The sequence below is a fragment of the Streptomyces sp. NBC_01261 genome, assembly GCF_036226385.1.
Classification (GTDB): Bacteria; Actinomycetota; Actinomycetes; order Streptomycetales; family Streptomycetaceae; genus Streptomyces.
The window spans coordinates 7,720,203-7,746,479 of record NZ_CP108463.1 but is presented as its reverse complement, the minus strand read 5'-3'; the positions used below and the strand labels follow the sequence as shown (position 1 = coordinate 7,746,479).

25 protein-coding genes are annotated in these 26,277 nt (G+C 70.7%); 17 read left to right on the top strand and 8 right to left on the bottom strand.

From position 1 onward, the window contains the following. Positions 1–50 precede the first annotated feature (50 nt). Positions 51–1,499, bottom strand: a complete 1,449-nt coding sequence (locus OG226_RS34530; RefSeq protein WP_329351072.1) for an HtaA domain-containing protein — start codon at positions 1,497–1,499, stop codon at positions 51–53. A 132-nt stretch (positions 1,500–1,631) separates the two neighbouring features. On the opposite strand from OG226_RS34530, the gene OG226_RS34525 reads away from it, so the two are divergent. The 7 genes from OG226_RS34525 (at position 1,632) to OG226_RS34495 (ending at position 9,674) form a co-directional block, all read left to right on the top strand. Beyond that, complete coding sequence (locus OG226_RS34525) at positions 1,632–2,627, top strand: heme/hemin ABC transporter substrate-binding protein (RefSeq protein WP_443066936.1); 996 nt, start codon at positions 1,632–1,634, stop codon at positions 2,625–2,627. After that, the gene (locus OG226_RS34520) at positions 2,624–3,709 is read left to right on the top strand and encodes a FecCD family ABC transporter permease (protein WP_328683707.1); all 1,086 of its coding nucleotides are present in this window, start codon (positions 2,624–2,626) and stop codon (positions 3,707–3,709) included. The genes OG226_RS34525 and OG226_RS34520 overlap by 4 nt, the downstream gene beginning before the upstream one ends. 690 nt (positions 3,710–4,399) lie before the next feature. After that, positions 4,400–5,218, top strand: a complete 819-nt coding sequence (locus OG226_RS34515) for a heme ABC transporter ATP-binding protein (protein ID WP_328683706.1) — start codon at positions 4,400–4,402, stop codon at positions 5,216–5,218. Positions 5,219–5,418: 200 nt separating this feature from the next. Next, positions 5,419–6,555: an iron uptake system protein EfeO gene (gene efeO, locus OG226_RS34510; protein ID WP_329351070.1), complete on the top strand. Its 1,137-nt coding sequence runs from the start codon at positions 5,419–5,421 to the stop codon at positions 6,553–6,555. Between the two features lie 7 nt (positions 6,556–6,562). Beyond that, on the top strand, positions 6,563–7,849 hold the full coding sequence (gene efeB / locus OG226_RS34505) for an iron uptake transporter deferrochelatase/peroxidase subunit (protein WP_329351069.1): 1,287 nt from the start codon (positions 6,563–6,565) through the stop codon (positions 7,847–7,849). Between the two features lie 3 nt (positions 7,850–7,852). Then, positions 7,853–8,725 carry an iron uptake transporter permease EfeU gene (gene efeU / locus OG226_RS34500; protein ID WP_329351068.1) on the top strand — a complete coding sequence of 291 codons (873 nt, stop codon included), beginning with the start codon at positions 7,853–7,855 and terminating at the stop codon, positions 8,723–8,725. Continuing rightward, positions 8,685–9,674, top strand: coding sequence for a hypothetical protein (locus OG226_RS34495; RefSeq protein ID WP_328683702.1), 990 nt, complete (start codon positions 8,685–8,687; stop codon positions 9,672–9,674). The genes efeU and OG226_RS34495 overlap by 41 nt, the downstream gene beginning before the upstream one ends. Before the next feature lie 10 nt (positions 9,675–9,684). Here OG226_RS34495 and OG226_RS34490 read toward each other — a convergent pair whose 3' ends face one another. The 4 genes from OG226_RS34490 to OG226_RS34475 all read right to left on the bottom strand — a co-directional run bounded on the left by OG226_RS34490 (position 9,685) and on the right by OG226_RS34475 (position 14,197). After that, positions 9,685–10,422, bottom strand: a complete 738-nt coding sequence (locus tag OG226_RS34490) for a bifunctional DNA primase/polymerase (RefSeq protein ID WP_328683701.1) — start codon at positions 10,420–10,422, stop codon at positions 9,685–9,687. A gap of 157 nt (positions 10,423–10,579) precedes the next feature. Further along, complete coding sequence (locus OG226_RS34485) at positions 10,580–11,566, bottom strand: small ribosomal subunit Rsm22 family protein (RefSeq protein ID WP_328683700.1); 987 nt, start codon at positions 11,564–11,566, stop codon at positions 10,580–10,582. Positions 11,567–11,777: 211 nt separating this feature from the next. Next, complete coding sequence (locus tag OG226_RS34480; RefSeq protein WP_328683699.1) at positions 11,778–12,950, bottom strand: serine hydrolase domain-containing protein; 1,173 nt, start codon at positions 12,948–12,950, stop codon at positions 11,778–11,780. Continuing rightward, entirely contained in the window at positions 12,902–14,197 is a 1,296-nt protein-coding gene (locus OG226_RS34475; protein ID WP_328683698.1) for a multidrug effflux MFS transporter, read from the bottom strand. The genes OG226_RS34480 and OG226_RS34475 overlap by 49 nt, the downstream gene beginning before the upstream one ends. A gap of 87 nt (positions 14,198–14,284) precedes the next feature. Here OG226_RS34475 and OG226_RS34470 point away from each other — a divergent pair, with 87 nt between their 5' ends. Continuing rightward, on the top strand, positions 14,285–15,283 hold the full coding sequence (locus OG226_RS34470) for a Gfo/Idh/MocA family protein (protein WP_329351067.1): 999 nt from the start codon (positions 14,285–14,287) through the stop codon (positions 15,281–15,283). A 16-nt stretch (positions 15,284–15,299) separates the two neighbouring features. Continuing rightward, a complete protein-coding gene (locus OG226_RS34465; RefSeq protein ID WP_329351066.1) occupies positions 15,300–16,061 on the top strand; it encodes an SDR family oxidoreductase in 762 nt (253 codons plus the stop codon). 242 nt (positions 16,062–16,303) lie between these two features. Here the strand turns inward: OG226_RS34465 and OG226_RS34460 are convergent, their stop codons facing one another. After that, the gene (locus OG226_RS34460; RefSeq protein ID WP_328683695.1) at positions 16,304–17,482 is read right to left on the bottom strand and encodes a D-alanyl-D-alanine carboxypeptidase family protein; all 1,179 of its coding nucleotides are present in this window, start codon (positions 17,480–17,482) and stop codon (positions 16,304–16,306) included. Between the two features lie 286 nt (positions 17,483–17,768). On the opposite strand from OG226_RS34460, the gene OG226_RS34455 reads away from it, so the two are divergent. Next, a complete protein-coding gene (locus OG226_RS34455) occupies positions 17,769–19,256 on the top strand; it encodes an ABC transporter permease (RefSeq protein WP_328683694.1) in 1,488 nt (495 codons plus the stop codon). Positions 19,257–19,355: 99 nt separating this feature from the next. Then, positions 19,356–20,081 (top strand): ABC transporter ATP-binding protein, encoded by a 726-nt coding sequence (locus OG226_RS34450; RefSeq protein ID WP_328683693.1) that lies wholly within the window; start codon positions 19,356–19,358, stop codon positions 20,079–20,081. Positions 20,082–20,222: 141 nt separating this feature from the next. Here OG226_RS34450 and OG226_RS34445 read toward each other — a convergent pair whose 3' ends face one another. After that, complete coding sequence (locus OG226_RS34445) at positions 20,223–21,218, bottom strand: aldo/keto reductase (RefSeq protein WP_328683692.1); 996 nt, start codon at positions 21,216–21,218, stop codon at positions 20,223–20,225. 89 nt (positions 21,219–21,307) lie between these two features. Further along, the gene (locus tag OG226_RS34440) at positions 21,308–21,634 is read right to left on the bottom strand and encodes a nuclear transport factor 2 family protein (RefSeq protein ID WP_327404532.1); all 327 of its coding nucleotides are present in this window, start codon (positions 21,632–21,634) and stop codon (positions 21,308–21,310) included. A gap of 122 nt (positions 21,635–21,756) precedes the next feature. On the opposite strand from OG226_RS34440, the gene OG226_RS34435 reads away from it, so the two are divergent. The 6 genes from OG226_RS34435 (at position 21,757) to OG226_RS34410 (ending at position 26,265) form a co-directional block, all read left to right on the top strand. Then, entirely contained in the window at positions 21,757–22,302 is a 546-nt protein-coding gene (locus tag OG226_RS34435) for a DoxX family membrane protein (RefSeq protein ID WP_328683691.1), read from the top strand. Between the two features lie 36 nt (positions 22,303–22,338). Then, on the top strand, positions 22,339–22,731 hold the full coding sequence (locus OG226_RS34430) for a MazG-like family protein (RefSeq protein ID WP_328683690.1): 393 nt from the start codon (positions 22,339–22,341) through the stop codon (positions 22,729–22,731). Between the two features lie 106 nt (positions 22,732–22,837). Then, positions 22,838–24,193, top strand: coding sequence for a hypothetical protein (locus OG226_RS34425; RefSeq protein ID WP_329353608.1), 1,356 nt, complete (start codon positions 22,838–22,840; stop codon positions 24,191–24,193). A 66-nt stretch (positions 24,194–24,259) separates the two neighbouring features. Continuing rightward, positions 24,260–25,189 carry an NAD(P)-dependent oxidoreductase gene (locus OG226_RS34420; protein WP_329351065.1) on the top strand — a complete coding sequence of 310 codons (930 nt, stop codon included), beginning with the start codon at positions 24,260–24,262 and terminating at the stop codon, positions 25,187–25,189. Between the two features lie 32 nt (positions 25,190–25,221). Continuing rightward, positions 25,222–25,449 (top strand): hypothetical protein, encoded by a 228-nt coding sequence (locus tag OG226_RS34415; protein WP_328683688.1) that lies wholly within the window; start codon positions 25,222–25,224, stop codon positions 25,447–25,449. A 147-nt stretch (positions 25,450–25,596) separates the two neighbouring features. Beyond that, on the top strand, positions 25,597–26,265 hold the full coding sequence (locus OG226_RS34410) for a DUF4232 domain-containing protein (protein WP_328683687.1): 669 nt from the start codon (positions 25,597–25,599) through the stop codon (positions 26,263–26,265). Positions 26,266–26,277 lie beyond the last annotated feature (12 nt).

Below are 26,277 nucleotides of genomic sequence, written 5' to 3'. Positions count from 1 at the left end.
CTCCTTGAGGTGAGTGGATGGTCCGCCAACACACGGACCGGGTGAGGGAGTCAGTCGGCTTCCGGGCCGGCGGCGGTCCCGGTGGCCGGACTGGTACGGCGCCTGCGGACCAGGAACACGGACACCGCGGCCACCACCAAGAGGGCGCCGCCCGCAAGACCGATCGGCAGCGCGGCCGAAGTGCCGTCGCCGCCACCGGAGTTGTCGGCGACCGGCTCGGCGGACACCGAGGGGTGGGCCGCCTGTTCCTCCGGGGTCTCGCCCGCCGTGGGCGTGGTGCCGAGGTCGGGCAGTGCGGGCAGTTTCGCGTCGTCGGTGAGGGCGACGGCCAGGGACACCGGGTCCATGCCGGTGCCCGCCGGGTACATCCCGCCGAAGGCCTTCACGCCCTGCGCGGTGAGTTTCGCGGGCGCCTCGGTGACCTTCGCCAGGCCCTTGGTCGCCTTGAGGCCCTTGGCCGCGAAGGTGACCAGCGGGACCTTCTTGCCGGTGAAGTCGGCGCCGGTGACGGCAGTGCCGGTGACGTCGGCGTAGAGCGTGCCCTTGCCGTCCTCGACCGCCGCCCGGACACCGCTGAGCTTCAGATCGAGGCCCTCGGCACCGGCGAAGCGCACCGCGCCCTTGAACGAGGCCGTCAACTCCCCGTTCCTGTACGTCCCTTCACCGCTCGGGAAGCGGAAGAGCGCGCCGCCGTCCTCGGCTCCCGCCGAAAGCGCCCACTTGCCCTTGGCGATATCTCCGGTGACGTACTCCCGGAAGGTGCGGCGCACGCCCCAGTCGACGGCGCCGCCCACGATCGCACCACTCGAAGTCTCCTTCTTCGCGGCGGACTTGGTGGGTGTCGGGGAGGGCGTGGCCGTTTTGGTGGCCGCCGCCCTCACGTCCGCCGAGAGGCTCACCGGGTCCAGTGCCGTACCGGCCGCGTAGTACCCGGCGAAGGACTTCGCGCCCTGTGCGGTGAGCGTGGCGGGCAGGTTGTCGAGGACGACCGCGTTGCCGCCGCCCTTCATGTCGATGCCGCCCAACGAGAGCGAGGCGAAGGGCACTTGAGAGGACGTCGTGACCGTCCCGGCGCCCTTCGCCTTGCTGGTGATGTCCAGGTAGAGCGTGCCGGTCGAGCCCGAGACACGGACCGTGGGGCGGCTCAGGGTGAGGTCGAGTTCGTAGCTTCCGTCGGTCTTCCTGTGGCCGACGAAGTGCACCCCGCCCGCGAAGGACGAGCGGAACGCGCCCGTCGAGCCGTCGTAGGAACCCGTCGCCGAGGGGAAGCGGAACTGGCTGCTGCCCACGGTCGCCGCGCCGCCCGTGAGGGAGTAACTCCCGTTCGCGATGGGGCCGGTGACATAGCTCTGGAACGAGGACTTGATGCCCCAGTCGAGCCGGCCGCCCTGCACGGTACGGCTCTCGGCGTGGGCGAGGGCCGCGGGGAGCAGGGCGCCGAGGACGGTCAGGACGGCCGTGCACACCACGGTGACCAGGGCATTTGGGCGCGCGGGCATGGGTGGGTCCTCCGGATGACGACTGCCGGTAGCGAATGAAGGTAAGGCTAACCTAAGCTCTCCTCACCTGAAACGACAGTGCCCGAGAGATGTCGAGAGATACCGAGAGAGACGGACGGGACCGTGCCACGCTTGCGCACACGACTGGCGGGAGCACTGTTGTCCGTGCTCGCGCTCACGCTCACCGGATGCGGGGGCGCAGCCACGTCCGCGACCAGCGCGTCCGCGAAGGCCACCGCCCCGGCCAACCCCGTGGAGCCGCTGACCGACACCCCGGACCCCCGACTCCCGGTCACCGTAGGCTCCGCCGACGGCAAGAAGGTCACCGTCGAGAACGCGCGGCGCATCGTCCCGCTCTCCGGCAGCCTCAGCGAGATCGTGTTCACGCTCGGGCTCGGCGACCGGGTCGTGGCCCGCGACATCACCGCGACCTTCCAACAGGCCGCGAAACTCCCCCTCGTGACCCGCAACCACGACGTCTCGGCGGAGAGCGTGCTGTCCCTCAGGCCCGATCTCGTCCTCGCCGAGACGACCACCGGACCGTCGGAGGCCATGGGTCAGATCCGCGCGGCCGGCATCCCGGTCCTCGTCGTCGACCCGGCGAAGGGGCTCGCCGACGTCGGTCCGCGCATCCAGGCGGTGGCCGACGCGCTCGGCGTACCGGCCGCGGGCAAGGAGCTGACCAAACGCTCCGAGGACCGAATTGCCGCCGTACGCAAGGCGATTCCGCGGCACGAGGAGAAGCCGCGGGTCGCGTTCCTGTATCTGCGCGGGTCCGCGTCCGTGTATCTCATCGGAGGGAAGGGGTCGGGCGCGACCTCGCTGCTGGAGGCGGCCGGGGCGGTCGACGCGGGTGCGGGATCGGGCCTGAAGAAGGACTTCACCGCGATCACCACCGAGGCACTCGCGCAGGCCGCGCCCGACGCGATTCTCGTCATGACCAAGGGACTTGAGTCGGTCGGCGGCATCGACGGGCTGGTGAAGATCCCCGGTGTCGCACAGACCCCGGCCGGAATGAACCGGCGGGTCGTGTCGATCGAGGACGGCGTGCTCCTCAACTACGGGCCGCGCACCGACCAGGTACTCAAGTCGCTGGTGGACCAGTTGTACGGAGGCGGGGCGGAATGACCGTACTGGACAAGGGGGTTGAGGCGACCATCACCCCAACTCCCCCGCGAAGACGGCGCGGTAAGGGCTGGCTGCTCACCGTCGGGCTGGTGATCGCCCTTCTCGTCCTGGTGCCGGTGGCCGCGGGGCTGGGCGCGTATCCGATCCCGACCGGGGATGTGTTGGCGTCGGTGCAGCACCGACTCGGGCTCGGCGGCGGGGCGTTGGGCCGCGTACCGGAGTCGGTGCTGTGGAACGTGCGCTTCCCGCGGATCGTGCTCGCGCTGCTGGTGGGTGCGTCCCTCGGCTGCGCCGGGGCGTTGATGCAGGGCGTGTTCGGGAATCCGCTCGCGGAGCCGGGGGTCATCGGGGTGTCCTCGGGTGCGGCGGTGGGCGCGGTCGCGGTGATCGCGTTCGGGCTCGACTTCCTCGGGACGTGGACGGTGTCGGCGGTGGCGTTCGTCTCCGGGCTCGCCACGGTTCTGCTGGTCTACGCGATGTCGCGCTCCGGCGGTCGTACGGAGGTCGTGACGCTGATCCTCACCGGGATCGCGCTGAACGCGTTCGCGGGGGCGCTGATCGGGCTGTTCCTGTTCTTCGCGGACACGGCCGCCGTCAACCAGATCACCTTCTGGCAGCTCGGCTCGCTCTCCCAGGCGACCTGGCCGAAGGTCCTCGCGATCCTCCCGTGCGCGGTGGTCGGCCTGACCCTCGCGCCGTTGCACGCCGGCCGCCTGGATCTCCTCGCCCTCGGTGAACGCCCCGCCCGGCACCTGGGAGTTGACGTCGAACGGCTGCGGATCGTCCTGGTGCTGGTCATCGCCCTCCTCACGGCGGCGGCGGTCAGCGTCTCCGGGATCATCAGTTTCGTGGGGCTCGTCGTTCCCCATCTGCTCCGCATGGCGGCGGGTCCCGGCCACCGTTTCCTGATCCCGGGGAGCGCGCTGCTCGGTGCGCTGGTTCTCCTGGCCGCGGACCTCGCGGCCCGTACGGTCGCGGCACCGGCGGAACTGCCGCTCGGCGTTCTGACGGCGTTGCTCGGTAGCCCGTTCTTCTTCTGGCTGCTGCGTAGGACGCGGCGCGGGCAGGGGGGTTGGGCGTGAACCAGGTTCCCGGGGACACCTTGCCGGTCGCTGCTCCGGGTTGCCGGGGAGTGTCCGTTGTTTCCCGGTCGAGACTGCCACTGGATGCGCGTTGGGGGGTGCGGGCCGTCGGTGGCTGGTCGCGCAGTTCCCCGCGCCCCTTTTCCGCCGCCCTGCACCACCGACGCCCCGCTCCGCCTCCGCCCCGCCCCGCCCCCGCCGGCGCCCCTTCTTCACCGCCCGCCGATTCCTCTCCGCAACCCCGCTCCACCTCCGCCCTCTCCCCCCTCCCGCTAACTCTTCTCCGCCACCGCGTTCCACCTCCACCCCCTCTCCCCCCTGCCGATTCCTCTCCGCGCCCTTCTCCCCTCCCGCCAACTCTTCTCCGCCACCCCGTTCCACCTCCCCCCTCTCTCCCCCCACCGATTCCTCTCCGCAACCCCGTTCCACCTCCGCCCTCTCCCCCCTGCCGATTCCTCTCCGCCCCCCCTCTCTCCTCCCGCCAACTCTTCTCCGCCACCCCGTTCCACCTCCACCCCCTCTCTCCCCCACCGATTCCTCTCCGCCACCCCGCTCCACCTCCACCCCCTCTCCCCCCTGCCGATTCCTCTCCCCCCGCCAACTCCTCTCCGCCGCAACGGCGCCCAGCCCCCGCGAACCATCCCGGTGGTGCCGAACAGTCCTTGTCCCTGTCGTCCGTGGAGCCCGCGTATGAGACTTCTCCGTAGCCGCCCCGCGCCCCCCGCTCCCGCCGAACCGGGAGACGTCCTCGCCGAGGCTGACGGCCTCCATGTCCGGCTCGGCGGGCGGGCCGTCCTTCACGGTGTGTCCGTGCCTGTCCGTGCCGGTGAGGTGCTCGCGCTCGTCGGGCCCAACGGGGCGGGGAAATCAACCCTGTTGGGCGCCCTCGCGGCGGATCTTCCGGCCGTCGGCGGAGTCGTACGGATCTACGGTCGGCCCGCCGCCGACTGGTCCGCTCCCGAGCTCGCCCTGCGGCGTGCCGTGCTTCCCCAATCGGCCACGCTCTCCTTTCCGTTCACGGTCGAGGACGTCGTACGGATGGGGCGGGCGCCGCATGCCACCAGCCCGGCCGAGGACGAGATCGCCGTGGCGGAGGCGATGGCGCGGGCGGAGGTGACGGCCTTCGCGCCGCGGCCGTTCTCGGCGCTCAGCGGTGGGGAGCGGGCCCGGGTCGCGCTCGCCCGGGTGCTGGCCCAGCGGGCGCCGCTGCTGCTGCTCGACGAACCGACCGCCGCGCTCGATCTCCGGCATCAGGAACTGGTCCTGCGGCTGTGCCGGGAAAGGGCGCACGCGGGGGACGCGGTGGTCGTGGTGCTGCACGATCTCGCGCTGGCCGCCGCCTACGCGCACCGGGTCGCGATTCTGCGCGCCGGTCGTGTCGCCGCCGACGGTCCGCCGGGGGTCGTATTCACCGAGGAGTTGTTGTCGGACGTCTACGACCAGGCAGTTGAAGTGTTTCCGCATCCGCGTACGGGGGCGGTCGTCGTGACCCCGCACCGGCCCGCTTGACCCCCTCTTGACCGTCCCTTGCCGTTCGTTTTCCGCCGCCGAGATCAAGCCGTGTCTGTGATTTTTCTGTGGGCAGTGAATACCGGACGGGACGGGTATGACTCAGGTAAGCCTCAGGTAAGTTAGGGCAGCCTCACCACACTGCCTCACCGCATCACCTCGTCACACCACCTCGTCACACACTCTCGCTTGGAGCCTGCATGCGTGCCGTCCGACTTCCCGTCGCCACCGCCGTCGCCGCCGCGGCCGCACTGACCGCCGTCACGGCGTGCACCGCGAAGAGCGACGCCAAGGACGGCGACGCGATCCAGGTGACCGCGGCCGACTCCAAGTGCACGACCTCCAGCAAGTCGATCCCGGCCGGTCAGGTCACGCTGAAGATCGAGAACACCGGCTCGAAGGCGACCGAGGTCGAGATCCTCTTCCCGGACGACCGGATCGTCTCCGAGAAGGAGAACATCGGGCCGGGGACCAAGTACACGCTGACCGCCGAGGTGAAGTCGGGATCGTACGAGATCGCCTGCCGGCCGGGGATGAAGGGGCACGGTGTACGGCAGAAGCTGACCGTCACCGGGGGCAGCGTCGCCAAGCGTGACCCGAAGCTGGACGCGGCCGTCGCCGCCTACCGCGAGTACGCGCAGGAGCAGGCCGACGCGACGATCCCGAAGGTGGAGACGTTCGCCAACGCCATCAAGGCGGGCGACCTCACCGCCGCCAAGAACGCCTACGCCCCCTCCCGCGTCGGCTGGGAGGCCACCGAGCCGATCGCGGAGTCGTTCGGGGACATCGACCCCAAGACCGACACCCGCGCCGACGGCCTGGAGAAGGGCCAGAAGTGGACCGGCTGGCACGCGCTGGAGAAGTCGCTGTGGCAGGACAAGAAGATCGGCGCCGAACAGAAGGTCCTCGCCGCCGAGTTGGTCACCGATCTGAAGGACTGGCAGAAGCGCGTCGGCAAGGCCGAGATCACCCCGACCTCCATGGCCAACGGTGCCAAGGAACTCCTCGACGAGGTCGCCACCGGCAAGATCACCGGCGAGGAGGACCGCTACTCGCACACCGACCTGAGCGACTTCAAGGCCAACGTCGACGGCGCCCAGAAGGCGTACGAGCTGCTGAAGCCGGTCGCCCAGAAGAACGACGCGGCGCTGACCACCGAGTTGGACAAGCAGTTCGCCGCGATCGACACGCTGCTCGACAAGTACCGCTCGACCTCGACCTCCGACGGCTTCGTGTCGTACGACAAGGTCACCAAGGACCAGCGCAAGGAGCTGTCGGACGCGGTCAACGCGCTCGCGGAGCCGCTGTCGAAGCTCGCCGCCGCCGTCGTGAAGTAGGCCTGAGATGACGGACGTTCAGAAGAGCGAAGTCCAGGAGGGCGGTTCGCCGTCCCGTCGTTCGCTCATCGGCTGGGGCGGTGCCGGGCTCGCGCTCGGTGCCGTCGCGGCCGGTGGCGCGGTCGCGATGACCCATGTCGGCGAGGACGTCGATCCGGCCGGTGCCGACACCGGTGCCGCGGTCACCTTCCACGGCGCCAACCAGGCCGGTATCGCCACACCCGTGCAGGACCGGCTGCACTTCGCCGCGTTCGACGTGAAGGCCGACGACCGCGCCGAGTTCGTGCGGATGCTGAAGGACTGGACGGCCGCCGCCCGCCGGATGACCGGTGGGCACGCGGTCGGCGACGGGGCCTACGGCGGGCTCGCCGAGGCGCCGCCGGACGACACCGGCGAGGCGCTGGGGCTGAAACCCTCGCGGCTGACCCTCACCATCGGCTTCGGGCCGGGGTTCTTCGACCACTTCGGTCTCAGCGGTAGCCGTCCCGACGCCCTCGTCGATCTGCCGCGGTTCCCCGGCGAGAACTTCGACAAGTCCCGTACGGGCGGGGACCTTTGTGTCCAGGCCTGTGCGGACGATCCGCAGGTCGCCGTGCACGCGATCCGCAACCTGGCCCGGATCGGCTTCGGCAAGGTCGCGATCCGCTGGTCCCAACTGGGCTTCGGGAAGACGTCGTCCACGACCCCCGGTGCCCAAACCCCGCGCAATCTCATGGGGTTCAAGGACGGCACCCGCAACATCGCGGGTACGGAGACGGACCGGCTGAAGAAGTTCGTATGGGTGGGCGAGGGCGACAACAGCGCGAACTCGGCCTGGATGACCGGGGGTTCGTATCTCGTCGCCCGGCGCATCCGGATGAACATCGAGACCTGGGACCGGACCTCGCTCCAGGAGCAGGAGGACGTATTCGGGCGGGACAAGGGCGAGGGCGCGGCGGTCGGCAGGGCGAAGGAGCACGACCCGCCGTTCCTGAAGGCGATGAAGCCCGACGCGCACGTCCGGCTCGCGCACCCCGACTCCAACAGCGGGGTCACCATCCTGCGCCGGGGCTACTCCTTCACCGACGGAACCGACGGCCTCGGCCGTCTCGACGCGGGCCTGTTCTTCCTGGCCTACCAGCGTGACGTACGCAAGGGATTCATCCCGCTCCAGCGGAAGCTGTCGGCGTCCGACGCGCTCAACGAGTACATCCAGCACGTGGGTTCGGCGGTCTTCGCCGTCCCGCCGGGCGTCCGTGACAAGGACGACTGGTGGGGCAGCACGCTGTTCTCCAAGGACGCGAAGGAGTCGTAGACCGTGTTCTCGAACTATCTGATCGGTCTGCGCGAGGGCCTGGAAGCCAGTCTCGTCGTCTGCATCCTGATCGCCTATCTCGTCAAGACGGACCGGCGGGACGCGCTGAAGCCGATCTGGATCGGCATCGTCGTCGCGGTGCTCATCGCGATGGGCTTCGGCTGCGCGCTCGAATTCGGCTCGCAGGAGATGACGTTCCAGGCGCAGGAGGCGCTCGGCGGTTCGCTGTCGGTCGTCGCGGTCGGTCTTGTGACGTGGATGGTGTTCTGGATGCGGCGCACCGCCCGGCACCTGAAGACCGAACTCCACGGCAAGCTGGACGCCGCGCTCGCGATGGGCACGGGTGCGCTGGTCGCCACCGCGTTCCTCGCCGTCGGCCGTGAGGGCCTGGAGACCGCGCTGTTCGTGTGGGCGTCGGTGCACGCGGCGAGCGACGGCACCCCGCGCCCGCTGATCGGCGTAGGACTGGGCCTGGCCACGGCGGTGTTGCTGGGCTGGCTGTTCTACCGGGGCGCGCTGAAGATCAACCTCGCGAAGTTCTTCACCTGGACCGGCGCGATGCTGGTCGTCGTCGCGGCGGGTGTACTGGCGTACGGCTTCCACGACTTGCAGGAGGCCGACTGGCTGCCGGGGCTGACGAAGCTGGCCTTCGACATCAGCGACACGATCCCGCCGGACAGCTGGTACGGCACCCTCCTGAAGGGCGTCTTCAACTTCCAGCCGGACCCGACGGTCCTGCAGATCACGGTGTGGCTGCTGTACCTGGTCCCCACGCTCGCCCTGTTCTTCGCCCCGGTAGGGTTCGCCTCCGGGAAGGGGAAGGTGAAGACACCTGATGAGCAGGGATCGCAGCCCTCGAAGGCTCCGCAGGCTTGACCGGCGCGTACTGATAGCGGCCTCGGTGACCGCTTTGTCGCTGACGGCGAGCGGTTGCGTGGTGGTCCACGGCGAGCGGGAGGTCCTCCCCGCCACCACCCGGGCCGAGGCCGCCACGGCGCTCCAGCAGTTCACGACCGCGTACAACGCCGCCGACAAGGCGTACGACAGTTCCCTGGACGCCGCTCATGTCACCGGCGCGCTCGGTGACATCGACGCGGCGCGGCTGAAGGCGGGGCACACCAACTCGCCCGCCGGGAACGCGAACTACTCGCCGCTGGAGCTGACGGACGCGAAGTTCACCATCCCGAAGAAGGCCGGCTGGCCCCGCTGGTTCGTGGCCGACACCGCCGCCAACAAGGGTGGCGGGGCCCGTTGGTTGCTGGCCTTCACGCGCAACGACCTGTCCGAGCCGTGGCAGGTGGCGTATCTGACGCTGCTCTCGCCCACCGCCGTACCGAAGTTCAGGACCGACAAGGACGGCTGGGCCGAGGCCGTACCGGCGAACTCGGCCGAACTGACCGTCGCGCCCGGCGAGTTGAGCCAGAGCTACGCGACATATCTGAAGAGCGGTGGGGCGGACTTCGCGGACGGCACGCACACCAGCGCGTGGCGTGCGTCCCGGGAGAAGGCCACCAAGCCCGGGCTGGCCGTCCAGTTCCTCGACCAGCCGCTGACGAGCGGCGACTACGCGCCGCTGGCGCTGCGCACGGCGGACGGCGGGGCGTTCGTGTTCTTCAGCACGCGGTACTTCCAGAAGGAGACCGCGGCGGAGGGCACGTCGGTGCCGACGCAGAACAAGGACGTGCAGGCGCTGACGACGGGTGAGGGGGAGCAGTCCCTCACGCTCCAACTCGTGTCCAACCAGGTGGCGTTGGATCCGAGGCGGGGCGGGAAGGTGTCGGTGCTGGGGCGGATCGAGGGCCTTACGTCGGCGCAGGGCGGCTGACCTCGGAAGGTCAACGGCCCAGTGGCCAGGCCGAGTTCTCGTGGTCCGGCTCGGCTCCCGCGTGGCGGGCGCAGGCGTCCGTGAGGGTTTCGAGGAGGGTCAGCGGGTCGGGCAGGGGGTGCTCGGGGCCGCGTACCCAGTGAACGGACTGGTTCTCGCCGGGGAGTCGGGCCGGGGGGACCAGGACGTAGGAGCCTCGGCAGTGCCAGCGCAGGCCGGGGTGTTCGTCCATCGTCTCGGGGTGGCAGTCCAGTTCGCAGGGCCACCACTCGTCCTCGTCCTCGGGGGTGCCGCGGGTGAGGGTGAAGAAGAGCAGCCGTCCGTCGTCGCTCGCGGCGACCGGGCCGACCTCGACACCGGCGGCGAGCAGCCGCTCCAGCGCCTCGTGGCCCGCTTCGAGGGGTACGTCCAGGACGTCGTTGACCATGCCGGTCGCGGTGATGAAGTTGGCCTGCGGCTGGTGGCGGGCCCAGCGCTCGATCTGGGAGCGGTCGGTGGTGGACTGCGTCTGCCAGGCGAACGACACGGGGTGGCGGGCCGGGGTGGGGCAGCCCACGCGGTCGCACGAACATCGATAGCCCGGGGCGGGGTGCGCGGCGGGGGCCAGCGGCAGCCCCGCCTCGGCGGCGGCCAGCAGCAGCGCCTCGCGTCCGCTGCCGTCGTCGGGGGCCTCCTGCGGGCGGCGTCCGCGCAGCCACGAGGAGAGTTTGCCCTGCCGACCGGTCCGGCCACCGAACGTCGCGCTCATCTATCTCCTCGCCCTGCTGTTGTCGCCTTGCTGTGTTTGCCCTGCCGTTGTGCGGAGAACTTCCCCTATGGTCCCACCATCCTGCGCCTTGAGAGGCGGGACCTCGTATCCGGGGTGGGTGGGACGAGACACACGTGTGGCGCTTTCGGCGCAAGTGTCATGCTTTTTCCGGCCAGGGGTCTCCCCAGCTCACGTCCCGTGCCGCCTTGTACAGGTCGCCGTGGCGTTTGGTGACCGTCGTCCGGCGTAGCTGTTCGTCCGTCTCGCAGAGGTCGAGGAGTACCTGGCCCTTGCGGATCTGCGGGCGGCGTACGACGCGGGCGGGGGCGGGTTCCACGGGGAAGCGGGCGGCGGCCACGTAGCTGAACTTCTCGTCCTCGTACGGCAGGGAGCCGCCCTTGACCTTCCGGTGCAGGGAGGAACGGCTGACCCGCGCCGAGAAGTGGCACCAGTCCTCGCCGGGGGCGATCGGGCAGGCGGCGCTGTGCGGGCAGGGGGCGGCGATGTGGAAACCGGCGGCGACCAGTCTGTTCCGGGCCTCGATGACGCGGGCGTAACCGGCCGGGGTACCGGCTTCGACGATCACCACGGCCTGGGCCGCGGCGGCTGCGGCGTCCACGAGGGCGGTTCGGTCGGGGGCGGTGAGTTCGTTGAGGACGTAGGAGACGGTGACGAGGTCGGTGGGGTCGAGGGTGAGCGCGGAGCCGATGCGTGCGCGGCGCCAACCGGTGTCGCGCAGCGCCGGGTTGGCGGCGGCGATCTCCTTCCCCAGGGCGAGCGCGGGCTCGGCCCAGTCGAGGACGGTCACCGGGCGATCTCCGGCCCAGGTCGCGGCGACGGCCCAGGTGGCGGAACCGGTCCCGCCACCGACATCCACGTGTCCCTGCGGGGCCCATTCCGGTACGGCGTCCGCGAAGGCGTCCAGTGCGGAACGTACGGCTTCGAAAGTCGCCGGCATCCGATAGGCCGCGTAAGCCGCTACGTCCGCACGGTCCCGCAGGATCGGAGCGTCGGTCGGGGTGTCTCCGCGGTAGTTGCCGATCAGGCGCTCCACCGCCCCGGCAGCCTGCCTGGGCGGAAGCCCGTCGAGCAGGCGGGCTAGAGCGGTACGCAGGGTTTCGGCCGGGGCCACGGGGTCGTTCACCCGCTGATTCTAAGTGGCCCGGGGTCGCAGCCGAGGTCCCTGGGGGCTCCGCCCCCAGCCCCCCGAGGCCTATGCCCACCCACCGCCCATGGCGGGGCATGGAAGAGCTCGGCTCAAAAAACCCGCCCGGCCAAGCCACCCGAGCCCCGAACCACCCTCAGCCGCTCACCGCCCGAGCCACCCCCCCCCAGCCCGTCACCGCCCGCATCCCTCAGCCCCGCACCGCCCGAGCCACCCGCGTCCCCGCAGCCGCCCGCGGCCCGCTGTCCGCCCCCCGCCTCCGCGGATGCACCGTGTTGGCCAGCAGGACCAGGAACGTGTCCGTAGCCGGATCCAACACCACCGACGTCCCCGTGAACCCGGTGTGCCCCACGGCCCCCCGCCCCGCCAACTCCCCCATGAACCAAGCCTGATCGACCGCGAAGCCCAGACCCGGCGGGGTCAGCAGCAGCTCCACGAAGTCGGATCCCAGGATGCGGGCGGGGCCGTAGGAACCACCCGCCAGCAAGGTGCGGCAGAAGATCGCCAGGTCGCGGCCCGTCGAGAAGAGGCCCGCGTGGCCGGCCACGCCACCGAGTGCCCACGCGTTCTCGTCGTGGACGACGCCCCGCAGCATGCCCCGGTCCGCCTTGGCCCAGGGGCGGCGTTGGTCCTCCGTCGCCGCCGCGCCGGGGCAGGGGCCGAAGTCCGTGGACGTCATGCCCAGCGGGCGGGTGATGCCCTCGTGGACGAGGACGTCCAGCGTGCGGCCGGTGATGCGTTCCAGGACGAACTGGAGGAGGAGCAGGTTCAGGTCCGAGTAGACGTACTCCCCTGGCTCCCCCACCGGCGCCTCTGTTCGGAGCGTCGACAGGCGTTCGGCGTCGTCGGCACAGTCGTAGAGCGGGAGTTCGGGGCGCAGGCCCGAGGTGTGGGTGAGGAGTTGGCGGACGGTGATGCCGTGGCGGGCTGCCGCGCGGAAGTCGGGCAGGTACGCGCCCACCCTGGCGTCGATGCCCAGCGTGCCCCGCTCGATCTGCTGCATCGCCGCCACCGACGTGAACAGTTTGGTGAGGGAGGCCAGGTCGAAGGGGGTGTCCACCGTCATCGGGACGCGGGAGGCAGGGGGCAGTTCGATGCCCGTGTCCGTCTCCGGGTCGTAGGCGGAGTAGCGCACGGCACAGCCCGCCGCCTCCTCCACGGCGATCACCGGGCCGCGGCCGGCGACCACGACGGTGCCCGCCGCCCAGGGGCGGTCGCCGGTGGTGAGGTCGTGGACCTGCCGGACCAGGTGGCGGAGTTCCTCGGGGTCGAGGCCGGCCCGTTCCGGGGTGTCGTTGCGCAGTCTCGGGGCGCTCAGCTCCCCACTCCCTCCACGGTCGTACGTGTGTTCCAAGGACGGCACATTCCCACGAAGCAGGCCACCGCCACCAGTGCGGCCACCAGTTGGACAACCGCCATCGGGACCGCCGTGTGCTCGCCCGCGATGCCGACCAACGGCGACGCCACCGCGCCTATCAAGAAGGACGACGTGCCCAGCAGCGCGGAGGCCGAACCCGCGGAGTGGCGGGTGCGCATCAACGCCAGGGTCTGGGCGTTCGGGAGGGTCACGCCCATCGCCGACATCAGGACGAAGAGCCCGGCCGCCACGGGGACCAGGCCCACCCCGCCGAACGCACCCGTCGCCATCAGCAGCAGCGCCGTCGCCGCCAGCAGCACCACCGCCAGGCCCGCCCCCAGGACCTTGTCCATCGAGACCCTGCCCACCAGCAGCTTGCCGTTGATCTGGCCCACCGCCACCAGGCCGACCGAGTTGATGCCGAAGAGGAGGCTGAAGGTCTGCGGGGAGGCGCCGTAGATCTCCTGGACGACGAAGGGCGAGGCCGAGATGTACGCGAACAGCGCGGCGAAGGAGAAGCCGCCCGTGAGCATGTAGCCCGTGAAGGGGAGGTCGGCCAGGAGGGCGCGCATGCCGCGCAGGGCCTCCGCCGTGCCGCCCGCGTGGCGGTCCGCCGGGGCCAGGGTCTCGGGGAGGCGGGTCCACACGAGGACGGCGAGGGCCGTGCCGACGAAGGTCAGGATCACGAAGACGCCCCGCCAGTCCGTGACGCGCAGGATCTGGCCGCCCACCAGCGGCGCGACGATCGGGGCGACCCCGGAGACCAGCATCAGGGTGGAGAAGAAGCGGGCCATGGCGACCCCGTCGTACAGGTCGCGTACGACCGCCCTCGCGATCACTATTCCGGCCGCGCCCGCCAGGCCCTGGAGCAGGCGGAAGGCGACCAGGGACTCGACGTTCGGCGCGATCGCGCACAGGGCGGTCGCGACGACGTAGACCGCGAGGCCGGTCAGCAGGGGGCGTCTGCGGCCCCACTTGTCGCTCATCGGGCCCACCACCAACTGGCCCAGCGCCATGCCCGCCAGGCAGGCGGTGAGCGTGAGTTGGACGGTCGCGGCGGGGGCGTGCAGGGAGCGGGTGACCGCCGGGAGCGCGGGGAGGTACATGTCCATCGACAGCGGCGGGGTCGCGGTGAGGCCGCCGAGGACGAGGATGACGAGGAGGCCCGCGCGGCGGGTCGCCTTGAGCGACGACGGTGTCGACGGTACGGCGGACTGCGGCACGGCCGGCGCCTGCGCCCCCTGCTCGGACATGTGCCCCTCCCTCTTCGAGTGATTCGCCACCTATGCTCTCAGCTCGTACAGGGTGCCGAGGGTCTGGTGAACGAGGGTGGGGCCGCGATGACGGAACAGAGGGTGCGCTGGGGAGTCCTGGCGACGGGTGGGATCGCGGCCGCGTTCGCGGCGGAGCTCGTCGATCTGCCGGACGCCGAGCTGGTCGCGGTGGCCTCACGGACGGAGGCCTCGGCGAAGGCCTTCGCGGAACGGTTCGGGATCGAGCGGGCCTACGGCGACTGGGACGCGCTGGCGAACGACGCGGACATCGATGTCGTCTACGTCGCCACCCCGCACTCGGCGCATCGCGCGGCGGCCGGTCTCTGTCTGGAGGCCGGGCGGAACGTGCTCGTCGAGAAGGCCTTCACGCTCAACTCCCGCGAGGCCGTCGAACTGGTCGCGCTGGCGGGCGAGCGCGGCGGTTTCCTGATGGAGGCCATGTGGATGTACTGCAATCCGCTCGTACGGCGGCTGAAGTCGCTCGTCGACGACGGGGCCATCGGTGAAGTCCGCACCATTCAGGCCGACTTCGGGCTCGCGGGGCCCTTCCCGCCCGCGCACCGGCTGCGCGATCCGGCGCAGGGCGGGGGCGCGCTGCTGGACCTCGGGGTGTACCCGGTGTCGTTCGCGCATCTGCTGCTCGGTGAGCCCGCGGACATCAAGGCGTCGGCCGTGCTCTCGCCGGAAGGTGCCGATCTGCAGACGGCGGCCCTGTTCTCCTGGGACAGCGGCGCGCTGGCCGCGCTGCACTGCTCGATCGTCGGCGGTACGGGGACCTCGGCGTCGGTGACCGGGTCGCTGGGGCGGATCGACATCCCGGACGGTTTCTTCCACCCGGAGCGGTTCGTGCTGCACCGGGACGGGCGGGATCCCGAGGAGTTCGTGCTCGACCCGGCGGACGGGCCGCGCAACACGCTGCGGCACGAGGCGTCCGAGGTGATGCGGGCGGTGCGGGCCGGTGAGACCGAGTCGCCGTTGGTGCCGCTGGAGGGCACCCTCGCGGTGATGCGGACGCTGGACGCGGTGCGGGAGCGGATCGGGGTGCGGTACCCGCAGGAGGGGTGACTCGTAGGCTGCGGCCATGAACGCTGAGGAATCGTCGAGGATCGCCGTGGTGACCGGCGCGGGCTCCGGTGTCGGGCGCGCGGTCGCCGTGGAACTGCTGCGCGCGGGCTGGTCGGTGGCGCTGGCCGGCCGCCGCACCGGACCGCTGGAGGAGACGGCCGCGCTGGTGCCCGAGGGCGCCTCCATCGCCGTAGCGACGGATGTGGCGCGGCCGGAGGACGTGGACGGGCTGTTCGACGCCACCGTGGAGCGGTTCGGGCGGGTGGATCTGCTGTTCAACAACGCGGGGACGTTCGGGCCCGGTGGGGTGGCGGTGGAGGACCTGCCGTACGACGCGTGGCGGCATGTGGTGGACACCAACCTCAACGGGGCGTTCCTGTGTGCGCAGGCGGCGTACCGGCGGATGAAGGAGCAGGTGCCGCAGGGCGGGCGGATCATCAACAACGGGTCCATTTCCGCCCATACACCCCGGCCGCATTCCGTGGCCTACACGGCGACCAAGCACGCGTTGACGGGCCTCACCAAGTCGCTGTCGCTGGACGGACGGCCGTACTCGATCGCGGTGGGGCAGATCGACATCGGGAACGCGGCGACCGACATGACGGCACGGATGGAGACCGGGGCGTTGCAGGCCAACGGGGCGGTAACCCCGGAACCGGTGATGGATGTCGCGGATGTGGCGCGGACCGTGCGGCACATGGCGGAGCTGCCGTTGGGGGCGAACGTGCAGTTCGCGACGGTGTTGGCGACCGCGATGCCGTACGTGGGGCGCGGCTAAGTCGATTCGCACAAACGGAATTTGACCGTCCGCACCATTGCGCCCGGTTGCTGACTTATGCTCAACTCTCTCCACCAAAGCTTCACACTTGGAGCACGGGGCTTCCGCACTGTCGGAGCCCCTGGTTCCGCAGACCAATCCGAGGGGGGAGAGGCGACAGTCGTTCCACGGCCCGGGTGGGGGTGGAGTCCGCGTGGGACCGCGGGTTACGCACCGGACCGTGGAGCGGCTGTCGCGTCACATCAACTCCCGTCGATCTCCTGGGACTTGGCCGCCGCTACGGCCGCCCGTCGCCTGCGCAGCGCGAACGCGCCGCCCGTGAGCACCGCGACCGCACCCGCCGCGCCGCCCAGCAGGGGCCAGGGCGACGCACCGTCCGACGAGGACGCGGCGGCTCCGGTGGCGCCCGGCGCCCCCTTGGCGCCCTTCCCCCCTGGTGTCGGGCTCGCGGTCGCGCCGCCCTCGCTCAGCGGCTCGACCAGCGTGCCCACGGCGCGGGCCGAACTCCCTTTGCCGAAGCCCCAGTCGAGGAGCGCGGCGGTCTCCTTGTAGACCTCGTTGCCGCCGTTCGCGGGGTGCATCACGGTCACCAGGAGAGTGCGGCCGGCGCGGGTGGCGGCGCCGGTGAAGGTGTTGCCGGCGTGGCTGGTGTAGCCGTTCTTCACGCCGATGATGCCCGGGTACGTGCCCAGGCCGTAGGCGCCGGTGAGGAGGCGGTCGGTGTTCTGGATCTGGAAGGTCTTCTTGCCGCCGGCCGGGAAGTTCGCGACCCGGGTCGAGCAGTAGGAGCTGAAGTCGTCGTCGTGCAGCCCGTGCCGGGCGAAGAGCGTGAGGTCGTACGCCGACGAGACCTGCCCGGGGTGGTCGAAGCCGTCCGGGCTCACCACGTGGGTGTCCAGGGCCTGGAGGTCCTTCGCCTTGGCCTGCATCTCGGCGACCGTCGCCGCGATCCCGCCGTTCATGTGGGCCAGCACGTGCACGGCGTCGTTGCCGGAGCGCAGGAAGACGCCCTGCCACAACTGGTGGACGCTGTACAGGATTCCGGGCTTCACGCCGACGAGGCTGGAGCCCGAGGGGACGTCGGCGAGGTCGGCGTCGGTGACCCGGTAGGTGCGGGTCCGCTCGAACTTCCCCAGCACGGTGTCGGCGAACAGCATCTTCAGCGTGGAGGCGGGCGCGAGGCGCTGGTGCGCGCGGTACGAGGCGAGCACCTCGCCGGTCTTGTGGTCGGCGATCAGCCAGGAGCGGGCGGTGAGCTTCTTGGGCAGAGTGGAGGCGTCGCCGACCTGGATCCCGTCGCGGGCCAGCCGCTCACCGCCTATCGCGGTCGCCGCGGACGCGGGTGCGGCCGCCGCCAGGGGAAGAGCGGCGGCGGTCAGGCCGAGAGCGGCACGCCGGGTGAGCCGAAAGGAATCGCGCATCCCGGGACCGTACAAAATGCGGGCGCGGGCGTGCACGGCGGGGTCGATCGCGCGGGCTGTCGGGAGGCGTCGAAAGGGTGATCGACAGTCCATGTCAGCAGGCCATTGAACAGGGGTTTCCTGGCAGGAGGCCCTCGGCAGCTTAGGAATGAGCTGTCTGACGCAATTCTGATTTCGGGCCTCTTTTTCTCAGGCCAGACACATCCTTTACTCAGGTCGACTCAAAGGTTCCTCCATAGCTTGTGGCCGCGCCCACAGCGGGCGCCAAGAACCTTTGGGGAACGGGATGTTTGGCATCTATCTCAAGCGCGAGCTGATCCGGCGCAAGAAAGCGGCCCTGGTCATCGCCATGGGTCTGGCGCTCGGTATCGCGCTGGTCATCACCGTCAACTCGGTGTCGGCCGGCATGAATCAGGCTCAGGACAAGGTCCTCAAGTCTCTTTACGGTCTCGGAACCGACATGACCGTGACCAAGGCGCAATCGGCCCCCAAGGCCGGCAGCTCGCAGGGTCCCAGCTTCAAGTTCGGCGCCACCTCCTCCAGCGGCAGCTCGCAGAGCTCGGACCGGGTGAACACGCAGGGTGGTCAGGCCCTCGCGTCCTCCCTGGTCACCAAGGTGGGCTCGCAGAAGGGCGTGTCCAGCGCGGTCGGCGCGCTCACGCTGAACGTCACCAAGGTCGACGGCTCCTTCACCCAGGGCAAGGCCAAGTCCTCCACCACGTCCGGCTCCTCGGGTTCCTCGCAGCAGGGCGGCCCCGGCGGCGGTGGCGGAACCAGCAGCACCGGCGCACCCCAGGTGCAGGGCGGCGGCGCGAACTTCAACGTGAACTCGTACTCGGTCGCGGGCATCGACGTCACCAACCAGACGCTGGGCCCGCTGTCCACGTCGAAGATCACCACCGGCAAGACGTTCACGACCGCGCAGACCGACGCGAAGGTTGCGGTCGTCAGCAAGTCGTACGCCAAGACGAAGAAGTACAAGGTCGGTTCGACCTTCAAGATCTCCAGCACCAAGTTCACGGTCATCGGCATCGCGACGCCCAACAGCAGCGAGTCCACGATCGACGTGTACGTGCCGCTGAAGCAGGCGCAGACGCTGGGCGACTCGAAGAACAAGGTCACCACGATCTACGTCAAGGCGACCGACTCGAAGCAGATCTCGGCCGTCAAGACGACCATCCAGAAGAACATCTCGGGTACGACGGTCACCACCTCCGCCGACCTCGCGTCCACGGTCTCCGGTTCGCTGTCCACCGCCTCCAACCTCGCGACCAGCGTGGGCAAGTGGCTGTCGATCGCGGTCCTGATCGCCGCGTTCCTCGTCGCCGCGCTGCTCACCTCGTCGGCGGTCTCCCGCCGGGTGCGTGAGTTCGGCACGCTGAAGGCGCTCGGCTGGCCGAGCCGCAAGGTGACCCGGCAGGTCGTCGGCGAATCCATGGTCAACGGTCTGATCGGCGGCGGTCTCGGTATCGCGCTGGGCCTCCTGGCGGCCTACACGGTCACCGCGATCAGCCCCAAGCTGACCGCGCAGCTCGGCTCCTCCTCCACCGGCGGTGGCGGCATGGGTGGCGGCCCCGGCGGTGGCGGCCAGGGCGGTCCCGGCCGGCAGGCCACCTCCAACACCCTGGAGATCGCCCTGAACGCGCCGGTCTCGCTGACCACGATCGCCCTCGCGGTGGGCCTCGCCGTCACCGGCGGCCTGATCGCCGGCGCGATGGGCGGCTGGCGTGCGTCGCGGATGCGTCCGGCGGACGCGCTGCGCAGCGTGTCGTAGCACGGCCGCACCCCCTGAACCGGGGCGCCGCCACCGTTCCCCCCGGGCGGCGGCGTCCCGACCCTCTTCTTCTTCACAGACGTATCCGACGGAGATCCCATGTACAAGCTCACCGGCGTCACCAAGCGCTACTCGCGGGGCAAGGAGACGGTCGAGGCGCTGCGCGGCGTCGACCTCACGATCGAGGACGGCGACCAGCTCGTCATCCAGGGCCCCACCGGCGGCGGCAAGTCGACGCTGCTGCAGATGATCGGCGGCCTGGACCGCCCCTCCGAGGGCAGTGTCGAGCTGGACGGCGTCAACCTCGCCACCATCAGCGAGGCCAAGCTGACCCGGCTGCGGGCCGAGAAGATCGGCATCATCTTCCAGTCCTTCAACCTCATCCCGACGCTCACCGCGCAGGAGAACGTCGAGACGGCCCTGGTGCCGCTCGGCGTCAAGCCGGCCGAGCGCCGCGAGCGGGCGGCCGAGGCTCTCTCGTCGGTCGGTCTCGGCGACCGTCTGAAGCACGCCCCGTCCGAACTCTCCGGCGGCCAGCAGCAGCGCGTCGCGATCGCCCGCGCGCTGGTGAAGAAGCCGAAGGTGCTCCTCGCCGACGAACCCACCGGCAACCTCGACGAGGGCACCCGCGACGACATCATGGGCCTGCTCGAAGGCCTCTGGCACGAGTACGGGCTGACCTTCGTCATGGTCACCCACGACTCGTCGATCGCCCGCCGCGCGCCGCGTCTGGCAACCATCAAGGCCGGCCAGATCGCCCTCACCGAACAGGGCCACGGCGGCGGCCAGCAGCAGTACGCGCAGTACGGCAACCAGGGCTACTGAGCCGGGCTGTCCCGCCCGTCAGCCGGCCGGGACCCTACCTGAGGAAATGTGACACTCGCACCCGGAAGTGTCACATTTTTTCAGATGGGGTGCCCCGGCCGCGCCGGACTCGCCCACAGCGTCGCGGTCCCGTCGGGCCGCTCACCTCCCGAGCACCCGGTCGACCTCCGCCAACTGCCCGGCGGTGAGCGGCCCCTTCGCGATCGCCCCGGCGTTCTGCTCCGCCTGCGTGACCGAGCGGAAGCCCGGGATCGGTACGGTGCGCGGGCTGCGGGCCCACAGCCAGGCGAGGGCGCCCTGGGCCGGGGTGCGGCCGTCGGAGGTGAGGATCTCGCGCAGGGCTTCGACGCGGGCAACGTAGTCCTCGTCGGCGCCCGCACCCCGCTTGAAGCCCTGCAACCAGGACGGGGGCGTGTTGCGGATGTCCCCCGCCTCCAACTCCCGTCCCGGCGCCTGCTTCCCGGTGAGCAGGCCCATGGCGAGCGGGCTGCGGTTGATGCTGGCCAGGCCCAACTCCTCGCACAGGGCGAACATTTCGGGCGCGTCCTGCAACACGTTCGCCGCGTGCTGCACGGCCGCGCAGTGCTCCCCCTCGGCGAACACGGCGGCGCGGGCGGGGTCGTCGGTGCTCCAGGCGTAGGCGCGGATCAGCCCCTCGCGCACGAACTCCTCGCACTGGTCGCGGAGTTCGGCGGCGCGCTCCAAGTCGGCGTCGGACAGGTGCAGTTGGTACAGGTCGACGTAATCGGTGCCGAGCCGCACCAGGGATGCGGTGAGCGCGCGGCGGGCGTACTCCGGGGAGTCGTCGGCACCGGTGAGGGTGCGGGTCTCCTCGTCGAAGACGTTGCCCCACTTGGTGGCGAGGACCACGTCGTCCCGGCGCTTGCCCAGCGCGCGGCCCAGGACGCGTTCGCTGTGCCCCGCGCCGTAGGTGTCGGCGGTGTCGAAGAACGTGACACCCAGATCGAGGGCGCGCCGAACCGCCCGTACGGACTCCTCGTCGTCGACCTTGCCCCAGCCGAGCGGCTGCCCGCTCGCGTCCTGCCACTCACCGCCGATCGCCCAGCAGCCGAAGCCGAGGGCGCTCACGTCGATACCGCTGCGGCCGAGGGTCCTGATGTTCGACTTCGTCTCCATGCCTGGGGACACTAGGAGTTGGAGCGCACTTCAGGGCAAGGTGTTTTCGGCTCTTCCCGGCGGCTTTCTGCGGCGGTTTTCTACGGCGGTCAGGCCTGCCCGGTCTCGAAGCGAGCGATCCTGCCGTCCTCGCCGACCGTGAAACTCCACCGGGTGCGCATCTCGCCCCACGCGTCGTTGGAGTAGCGGGCGACGAGGGCACGGCCGCCGTCGGACTCGCGGTCGACCTCCATGTGGCCGTGGGAGGAGAAGATCTCCCGGTCGATCCACTCGGCGAGATCGCGGTCGGAACCGTCGTCCGCCATCGTCGCGCCCGGCGCGAGCAGTTCCAGGAAGGCGTCGCGGTCATGGGCGTTGACGGCGCTGACGAACGCCCGGACGGCCGGATCGCTGAGTTTGGCTGGCTGAATCGTCATGCCGGTCAGACTCACACCGTTCCCCGGGGGCCGCCACCCGAACGGCCGCGCGAACCCGCCCGCCCCACGCCCGGGGTGCGACGGTGGAGGGACCGTCCCCGTCGCCTGTTCAGGGAGTCACCGTGACCTGTTACGACCGACAAGATCTGGGCCTGCTGCTGCTCCGGCTGGGTACCGGCGGCGTGCTGGCCGCGCACGGCGCGCAGAAGCTGTTCGGCTGGTTCGGCGGGGGCGGGATCGAGGGCACCGGCGCGGCCATGGAGGCGATGGGGTACGCGCCGGGGAAGCAGAGTGCCGTACTGGCGGGGCTGTCGGAGGCGGGCGGCGGCGCGCTGCTCGCGCTGGGTCTGGCGACCCCGGCGGCGGGCTCGGCGGCGGCCGGCGCGATGGTGGGAGCGGCGGCCGTCCACGCGCCCAACGGCTTCTTCGCGGCGGCCGGCGGCTACGAGTACGCGGCCTCCCTCGCCCTGACCGCGGCCGGCCTCGCGGTCACGGGCCCGGGCCGGCTCTCCCTGGACCACGCGCTCGGGCACGCGGTGAACCGGGGCTGGATGGTTCCGGCGGCGCTCGCGGTGACGGGGGCGGCGACGGCCGTGGTGGTGGGGCTGCGGAACAGGCGGGTGCGGGAGGCGGCGGAGTTCGGGCAGGAGACGTTGTTCGACGAGTAGGCCGGACCGGTCGGGCGGTGATGGCAGGCTGGGCGTATGAGTGATCAGAACGACCGGGCCGCCGACCTCTGGGCCGGTATCGACGACCTGTGGACCTGGCTGGAGGCGAGTCAGCCCCTCGACGGTCGTGAGGGCCTGCTCCTGCGGATGCTGAAGCTGTCCGAGGAGGTCGGTGAGGTCGCCGAGGCGGTGATCGGGGCGACCGGCCAGAACCCGCGCAAGGGCGTCACCCACACGTGGGACGACGTACAGGGCGAGTTGTGCGACGTCGTGATCACCGCGCTGGTGGCGCTGCGCACGCTCACCCCCGATACGCGGCAGGTCTTCACCCGCCACCTGGCCCGGGTCATGGAACGTTCTCTCGGCCCGTCGGCAGTTGTTCACCCCAAGGACCCGCCCACACCCCGCGGAGTTGGTGAGGTCCGCTGAACCTTCTCGTCGACACCGAGCCGACGAAGGGGTCCCCGTGCAGGACTACGTTTCCTCCAGCGGAGTTTCCAATGGAGCCATCTCCAGCGGGCGCAGGACGGTCGCCGTGGCGGGCACCTGCCTCGCCCTCGCCGCCCTGAGCCTCGGCAACAGCCAGGCGCACGCGGCGAGTTACGGCACCCCGACCATCTCCCTCTCGGCCACGTACCTTTCGGGCGCGGTGGGCGCGGTCGGCGATCCGACGATCCAGGTGACGATCGCTCAGAGCGGCGCGGACGTCGGCGCGTTGACGGTGGCCGCGAGCAAGAGCAGCAAGACGTCCGTGGCGCCGACGAGCGCGGTGACCGTGTCCGGCACCGGCGCGACCCGCCAACTCGCCGTCGCGGCAGCCGCGCAGGGCTACACGGACCTGACGGTGAAGGTGACGGGCCTCGGCGGCAAGACAGCCACGAAGACCCTGCACTACGCGGCCTCCGCATCCGTCCAGCAACCCGCCGACACCCGCTACCTCACCGGCTCCAGCGACGCCTCCGCCGCGGTCGACGTGGGCGGCGGCTACGTCGTCGTAGCGGACGACGAGTCCAACGTCCTTCGCCTGTACGACCGTTCGGCCTCCGGCGCGCCGGTCAAGACCTGGGACTTCAGCGACGACATCGACGTCTCCAAGGAGATCGACATCGAGGGCGCGGCCCGCGTCGGCGACACGATCTACTGGACCGGTTCGCTCGGCAACAACAAGGACGGCGAGTACAAGGCGGCCCGCAACACGGTCTTCACCACGAAGGTGACCGGCAGCGGCGCCAACACGACGCTCTCCTACGGCAGTTCGTACGGCAAGCTGCGCGACAACCTGGTGGCGTGGGACAAGGCGAACGGCAACCGGTACGGCTTCGCGGCGGGCACCGCGGACGGTCAAGTACCCAAGGAGATCAACGGGTTCAACGTGGAGGGCCTGGAGTTCGCGCCGGGCTCCACGACCACGGCATACCTCGGTTTCCGCGCGCCGCTCGCCCCGGCGGTGGAGGGCGGCAAGGCGCTGCTCATGCCGGTCACCAACATCGACAAGGTGGTCGCCAACGGCACCGCCGCGACCTTCGGCACCCCGATCGAGCTGAACCTCGGCGGCCTCTCGGTACGCGACATCCGCAAGAACGCCGCGAACCAGTACCTGATCGTCGCCGGTTCCTGGGCCGCCGACGACAACTCCGACCCGTATGCCCTCTACTCCTGGACCGGCAACGCGTCCGACCAGCCGGTCAAGCTGCGCGACCTGCCGACGACCGACCCCGGCGCCTGGGAGGCGGTCGTGGACGTCCCTGACCTGACGACCCCGGGCGTCCGCGCCCAACTGATCACCGACGACGGCGCGGCCGACCTGTACGGCGACGGCACCGAGGCGAAGGACCTCTCCCACGAGGAGTGGCAGAAGTCGCGATCCACCTGGTTCACGGTCACCGGCTGACGGGACTTCCGTCGCCGCCCTGGCACGCTGGTCCTCGACAACACCGTCGAGGACGAAAGCCGAGTCATGACCACCGAAAAGCTCACCGTAGGCGTCCTGGGCACCGGCATCATGGGCGCCGCGATGGCCCGTAACCTCGCCCGTGCCGGTCACACCGTGCATGCCTGGAACCGGACCCGCGCCAAGGCCGACCCGCTGTCCGCCGACGGCGCGCACGTTCGCGACACGGTGGCCGATGCCGTGCGGGACGCGGACGTCATCCTCACGATGCTCTACGACGGGGACACCGTCCTCGATGTGATGCGCGAGGCCGCGCCCGCCCTGCGTCCTGGCGCCGCGTGGGTCCAGTCGACGACGTCGAGCCTCGAATCGGTGGGCGAACTGGCCGAGTTCGCGATCCGGCACGACCTCGTCTTCTACGACGCCCCCGTCCTCGGCACCCGCCAGCCCGCCGAGGCCGGTCAGCTGACGGTCCTGGCGGCGGGTCCGGAGAGCGGGCGCGCGACGGTCACCCCAGTGTTCGACGCGGTCGGCGTCCGCACGATGTGGGTCGGCGAGGACGGCGCGGCGGCGACCGCGACCCGGCTGAAGCTGGTCGCCAACAGCTGGGTCCTGGCCGTGACGAACGCGGCGGGCGAGGCGCTGGCCCTGTCCAAGGCCCTGGACGTGAACCCCCAGAGCTTCCTCGACCTCATCGCCGGCGGCCCCCTCGACATGGGCTACCTGCACGCCAAGTCGGCCGCCATCCTCAACGACCGGCTGACCCCGGCGAGTTTCGCGGTCACCACGGCGGAGAAGGACGCCCGGCTGATCGTGCGGGCGGGCGCGGCGAACGGCGTCCGGCTGGACGTGGCGGCCGCGGGGGCGGAGCGGTTCGCCCGGGCGGCGGCGCAGGGACACGGGGACGAGGACATGGCGGCGGCCTATTTCGCCAGCTTCGAGGAGGGAGCGGGAGTCGACGCCGCGGGGAAGTCGGGCGGCCGACCGTCCAACTAGCTGGTGGGGAGCGGGCGTTGGAGGCACCGGACATGGCACGATGGCCGCCGTGTCCGGTCAGGTCCGGGTGTCCCTCACTTCGTTCGGCGGCGTGGCGCTCGGCGGCACTGCCCTTCTTCGTCCAGTTCACCACCCAGCGGTCGGCCGAACGGGCCCAACAGCGGTGGCAGCGAACGGAGTTGGCCGAGTCCCGCCGCGCGGAACGGCTCGCGCCGCTGGAGCGGTTCGTCGAGGTCGACTCACGACCCAGGACGTCATGAACCGGCTCGTCCGTCCTGATCCGGCCCTGAACCCGTCACCGTACGGACACAGCGGACACACAGGAGAAACCGCGCGTACGGCCTGAACTGTCTCCCCCGTCGAAATACCGGCACGGCCGGTCGCACGAACGGAACTCGGGGGACGTCATGCAGAAGAGCAGCATCCGCAGGGCCACGATGGCGCTGGCCGCGCTGTCGGCGGCGATGGTCATGACGGCCTGCCGGCCGGGCGACTCGGAGAGCGGGTCCGACGGATCGCCGGACGCACCGGCCGCGACCGCCTCCTCCCCCGCCTCCCCTGCCTCCCCCACCCCCTCCGGGGCCACTGGAACATCTGGCTCCACGGGCTCGTCCGGGTCCACCGAAACCGCGGCGAAGCCCTGCGCGGCAACCGCCCTGAAGGCCACCGCCTACCAAGCCGCCGACCGCCCCGTCGGTACCGGAACCGGCGCCGCGATCGTCCAGTTCACCAACACCGGCACCAAGACCTGCGTCCTCCAGGGGCACCCCACCGTCGCCGGTGCCGCGAACGGTTCCCCGGAGCTCAACGTCCCGCTCCAGGTCACCCCCGTCGGATCCGCCTCCCCCGTGAAGCTCGCTCCGGGCGCTCAGGCCTGGCTGAAGCTGACCTTCGTGCAGGTGCAGGGTGAGGGCGACGGTTACTGCAAGTCCGGTTCGGCGCCCGTGGTCTACCCGACGATGGTGATCGGCCTGCCGGGTGCCGGGGCGCATCAAGTCGCCCTGGACGACGGGCAGTTCGCGGAGTGCGACGGCACGCTGACCGCGACGGCCGTATCGGCGACGAAGCCTTCATGACCGTACGACGGA